The organism is Paenibacillus sp. P22 (assembly GCF_000469945.2).
GTDB classification, from domain to species: domain Bacteria; phylum Bacillota; class Bacilli; order Paenibacillales; family Paenibacillaceae; genus Paenibacillus_O; species Paenibacillus_O humicus.
Genome location: NZ_CBRA020000185.1, coordinates 1 through 4,956, shown reverse-complemented (window position 1 = coordinate 4,956; position 4,956 = coordinate 1). Strand labels below are relative to the sequence as shown.

Annotated in this window: 5 protein-coding genes; 4 read left to right on the top strand and 1 reads right to left on the bottom strand. The window is 58.7% G+C overall.

What is annotated here, in order from left to right; genetic code table 11:
* Window positions 1-766: ribokinase (locus BN871_RS21695; protein WP_053087028.1), on the bottom strand; the 766-nt coding region annotated here is incomplete at its 3' end.
* A gap of 293 nt (window positions 767-1,059) precedes the next feature.
* On the opposite strand from BN871_RS21695, the gene BN871_RS21690 reads away from it, so the two are divergent.
* The 4 genes from BN871_RS21690 to BN871_RS21675 form a co-directional block, all read left to right on the top strand.
* Window positions 1,060-2,760 carry a M3 family oligoendopeptidase gene (locus BN871_RS21690; protein WP_048748755.1) on the top strand — a complete coding sequence of 567 codons (1,701 nt, stop codon included), beginning with the start codon at window positions 1,060-1,062 and terminating at the stop codon, window positions 2,758-2,760.
* 137 nt (window positions 2,761-2,897) lie between these two features.
* Window positions 2,898-3,281 carry a hypothetical protein gene (locus BN871_RS21685; RefSeq protein ID WP_021881905.1) on the top strand — a complete coding sequence of 128 codons (384 nt, stop codon included), beginning with the start codon at window positions 2,898-2,900 and terminating at the stop codon, window positions 3,279-3,281.
* Window positions 3,282-3,495: 214 nt separating this feature from the next.
* Window positions 3,496-3,987 carry a cation:proton antiporter regulatory subunit gene (locus BN871_RS21680; protein WP_048748754.1) on the top strand — a complete coding sequence of 164 codons (492 nt, stop codon included), beginning with the start codon at window positions 3,496-3,498 and terminating at the stop codon, window positions 3,985-3,987.
* A gap of 2 nt (window positions 3,988-3,989) precedes the next feature.
* The coding region (locus BN871_RS21675) for a cation:proton antiporter (protein ID WP_048748752.1) at window positions 3,990-4,956 on the top strand (967 nt) is incomplete at its 3' end.

Genomic DNA, 4,956 nt, shown 5'->3' with positions numbered 1-4,956 from the left:
TCGTATCCACGACCTTCACCTTCGGGGCGGCCACGGTCTGCAGCTTGCCGTCCTCGCCGAGGAAGGAGCAGCCCGCGCCGCCGCGCGTCAGGATGACGCGGCTGCCGACCTCGCGCTGCCATACCCCGAGCGCCTCTGCGATTTCCGGATCGCTGGCCGGCTCCTTGCCGGAAAGAGCCGCGAACTCCGTCTCGTTCGGCGTGACATAATCCGCCAGGGCAAGCAGGTCCGCCGGCAGCTCCTGTGCGGGCGCCGGATTGAGCACCGTGGCGGCACCTGCCGCACGGGCAATCTCCAGCGACCGGCGCACCGCATCCAGCGGAACCTCCAGCTGCACGAGCAGCACATGGGACTGCTCGATCTGCTCCCGGTGCCGCTCTACCCACTCGCCGGTGCATTCCCCATTGGCTCCGGCTACGATGACGATGCAGTTGTCATCCTCGGTATGATAGATCGAAGCAATTCCGGTCGGCGCCGATTCATGGACTCCGATGGCTTCCGATTGTACGCCCATCTTTTTCATCTGGTCGAGCATTTGACGTCCGAAAGCATCGTCTCCGACCTGCCCGATCATGCCGGTTCGAACCCCAAGCCTCGCCGCTCCCGCTGCCTGGTTGGCCCCCTTGCCGCCGGGCAGCGTGTGCAGCTCCCGTCCTGCAAGCGTTTCCCCTTCGACCGGCATCCGGTCCATGCTGATGACCAAATCCATATTCAGGCTGCCCACGACCGTAATCCGCGGCTCTGTCCCATTTGCGCGCATGCTCATTTTCCGCAACCTCCACCAACGTTTTTCACTCGTCCAACCATACCATATTATCATCGACGGTTACAGCCGCAGCAAGCCGATTTCGGTGCCGGACGTTTCCTCCGGGCTTTTTGCATAACAAGCCGATTTCGGTCCGAACGTTTCCTCCGGCCTTTTCGCATAGCAAGCCGATTTCGGTGCCGAACGTTTCCCCAGCCTTTTCGCATTAATCCAAAAAAACCCTAATCACCGCCATCTCATTCCGCTATAATTGAAAGCAGTACATATCCTTTTATCCAAAGAGGTGGATTTCATTGGCAGTCAAATTCAGCGAATACCGTTATGAGCGCCCCGAGCGCGAGGCCGTCACCGGCCGTCTGAAGGAACTGATCGCCTCGATCCGCGAGGCAGCAAGCTTCGAAGCCCAGGATGAGGCCATCGCCGCCTTCAACAAAAGCCGCAGCGATGTCGAGTCCATGTTCCAGCTGGTCTACATCCGCCATTCCGTGGATACGAACGATGAATTCTACAAAGCCGAGCAGGAGTACGCGGACGAGCTCAGCCCTGTCCTCCAGGAGTACACGACGGATTTCTACCGGGCGCTGACGGAATCTCAATTCCGCTCGGAGCTGGAAGCCAAATACGGCAAGCAGCTGCTGGATATCGCCGAGCTGTCGCTTAAAACCTTCAAGCCGGAAATCATCGAGGATCTGCAGCTGGAGAACAAGCTGAAGACGGAGTACGGCCAGCTGATCGCATCCGCCAAAATCCCGTTCGACGGCCAGGAGCTGACGCTTTCCCAGCTCATTCCTTACACCCAGTCCACCGACCGCGAGGTGCGCCGCAGCGCCAGCGAAGCCCGGTTCGGATTTTTTGCGGAAAAAGAGCCCGTCATCGACCGCATCTATGACGATCTCGTCAAAGTCCGCACCTCCATCGCCCGCAAGCTCGGCTATGAGAACTACGTCCAGCTCGGGTACGACCGCCTCGGACGGACCGACTACGATGCGGCGATGGTCGCCGGCTACCGCAGCCAGGTCCGCGAGCACATCGTCCCGGCCGTCATCAAGCTGCGCGAGCGCCAAGCCAAGCGGATCGGCGTCGATACGCTGCATTACTACGACGAGGACTTCAACTATTCCAGCGGCAATGCCACGCCCAAGGGCGATCCCGACTGGATTCTCGACAACGGCCGCCGCATGTACAAGGAGATGGCTCCGGAGCTCGACGAATTCTTCCAGTTCATGTCCGACCGCGAGCTGCTGGACCTATTGAGCAAAAAAGGCAAGGAAGGCGGAGGCTACTGCACGTATATCAGCTCCTACGAGTCGCCGTTCATTTTCGCCAACTTCAACGGCACCTCGCATGATATCGACGTGCTGACCCATGAAGCGGGACATGCCTTCCAGGTGTACATGAGCCGCGGCTTCGACATTCCCGAATACCTCTGGCCGACGATGGAAGCGGCCGAGATCCACTCCATGAGCATGGAATTCCTCGCGTGGCCGTGGATGGAGCTGTTCTTCAAGGAAGATACGGACAAGTACCGCTTCAACCATCTCGATTCGGCGCTGTCGTTCATTCCGTACGGCGTTTCCGTGGATGAATTCCAGCATTTCGTCTATGAGCATCCGGAGGCGACGCCTGCCGAGCGCAAAGCCAAATGGCTGGAAATCGAGGAAACCTATCGTCCGGGAAGAAGCTTCGACGGCAACGACTACCTGGAGCGCGGCGGGTTCTGGCAGAAGCAGAGCCATATTTTCCATACGCCGTTCTACTACATCGACTACACGCTTGCCCAGCTGTGCGCGTTCCAGTTCTGGAAGCGCTCGGGCGAGGACTTCCAGACCGCATGGCAGGATTATCTCGCGCTCTGCCGCCTCGGCGGAAGCAAATCCTTCACCGGCCTCGTGGCCAGCGCGGGACTGATCTCGCCCTTCCAGGACGGCGCCGTCACCAGCGTCATCGGCCAGATCAACGGCTGGCTGGACAGCATCGACGACAGCAAATTCTAGCCTTCCGGCTTCGATTTCGAAGCCTCCGAAGCAAAGGCCGCTCCCCCGGATTGTCCGGCGGGAACCGGTCTTTTTTGCATTTTGGCGCTTTTTCGGCTTATAATTAGGGTAATAGACGGAAAAAGGGGGAAAAGATCATGATGATGCACTCACGCTCGTTCTATCGATTGTTTTCATCGGTTTTTATCGTGCTCATCATGACTTTGTTTACTCCCACTCCTCCGCTCGGCATTCATGAAGCAGCCGAGAGCTCTTCCGCCGCGACCGTAGTCCGCAGCCTGGAAACCGGCATCCACACAACGGTAAGATCCAGCGCCAGCGCGAGCAATGAGGCCGCAGCCATCCTCAAGACCAAGCCGATGCCGAAGACCGCCAAAATTCCGGGAGCCTTCATGCTCCTGTTCCTGCTGTCTTCCTGCTTCCCTCTCAAGGCCAGCTTTTCCCCGCGCATCGAGCGCAGACTCCTGTCCCAGAAGCTTCTTCCCGTCCTGAAAGGATCCATGGCGCCAAGCTGCTTGTAGAAGACTCATGACCGCTTCCCAAACCTTCGTCCTGCTCCACGGTTTCCAGAGGCCTGTTTGCCGCTCCCTTGCTTTTCCAAGGGCTGGCTTGGCTCTCCCCTGCGCTTTGACCGTGCCTTTCTTTTCTTGAGCAGCCTTTGATTGGAAAGAGGTTATTTAGGCATTCTATAACCAGCAGACCATGAGACATTTCATGAACAGGAGGGATTTCCTAATGGATATCCGTGAAACCTATCTGCCCGGAATCGGGCAAAAATTCGTACTGACGACGATCGGCGGCGACAAGCTTGTCATCGTCGTGCATGACGACGGACGGCGGGAATGCTTCCGTTATACGGACGATTACGATGACAGCCTCCCCGTCTTCACGCTCGAGGACGACGAAGCCCGCATGATCGCTTCCATTCTGGGAGGCATGCAGTACAAGCCGCGCGCGGTGGAAAGCATCGAGATGGCGCTGGACGACCTCATCATCGAGTGGTACCGGGTCGAGCCGGGATATCAATGCCGCAACAAGTCCATCGGCAGCCTCCAGGTCAGGCAGCGCTCCGGCGCGAGCATTCTGGCGGTAGTCGACCGGTCAGGCGGCAAGCATATCAATCCGGGACCCGAGCTGGTCCTGACCGAGGAGGCGCTGCTCATCGTCGCAGGCGAACGCGGACAGCAGAAGGCGTTCCGGGACATCCTGAAGAACGGATGTGAGTGACCATGGAGCATATCGTACTGGAAATCGGCTTGGCGATCGCTCTTGTCGCCATGGCGGGCATCCTGTCCTCCTGGCTTAAATTTTCGGTCATTCCTTTTTATATCCTGATCGGCATGGCTGTAGGACCGCACGCCTTCCACTGGGGCCACTTCGATCTCCGCTTCATCCACAGCGCCGAGCTGATCGACTTCTTCGGCCGCATCGGCGTCCTCTTCCTGCTGCTGTACCTTGGACTCGAATTCTCGGTCGGAAGGCTGCTCAAATCCGGCAAGTCGATCGCCGTGGGCGGAAGCATCTACATCGGCATCAACTTCACCGTCGGCCTGCTGTTCGGCTTCCTCACCGGCCTTCCGCTTGCCGAGGTGCTGATCATTGCGGGAATCACGACCATTTCCTCAAGCGCCATCGTCGCCAAGGTTCTGGTCGATCTCAAGCGGACGGCCAACCCGGAGACGGAGATGATTCTCGGCATCATCATGTTCGAGGACGTTTTCCTGGCTGTCTATATCTCCATCGTCTCCGGCCTCGTGCTCAGCTCCTCCTCTTCGGTGGGAGGCGTAATCCTGTCGGCGCTCATCGCCTTGTTCTTCATGCTCGGCGTGCTGTTCGTCGGCCGCAAAATCGTTCCGCTGCTGAACAAATGGCTGGACATCCGCTCCAACGAGCTGTTCCTGCTCGTCGTCTTCGCGGCGCTGTTCATCATTGCCGGCTTCGCCGAAACGATCCATGTCGCGGAAGCGATCGGCGCCCTGCTCGTAGGGCTCGTGCTCGCGGAAACGAAGCATGCGCATCGAATCGAGAAGCTGATCCTGCCGTTCCGCGATTTCTTCGGCGCTCTGTTCTTCTTCGGCTTCGGCCTCACCATCGACCCGACCGCCCTTGGCGGAGCCGTCTGGATGGCTCTGATCGCCGTCGCCCTGACGCTGGCGRKCTTCTCCGGCTTGCCGATGACGACAGGCTTTACTCCCG

What these genes read in the sequence shown, in the direction of transcription:
- BN871_RS21685 (WP_021881905.1), top strand. Translation starts at nt 2,898, where the DNA reads ATGATGATGCACTCACGCTCGTTCTATCGATTGTTTTCATCGGTTTTT.
- BN871_RS21680 (WP_048748754.1), top strand. Translation starts at nt 3,496, where the DNA reads ATGGATATCCGTGAAACCTATCTGCCCGGAATCGGGCAAAAATTCGTA.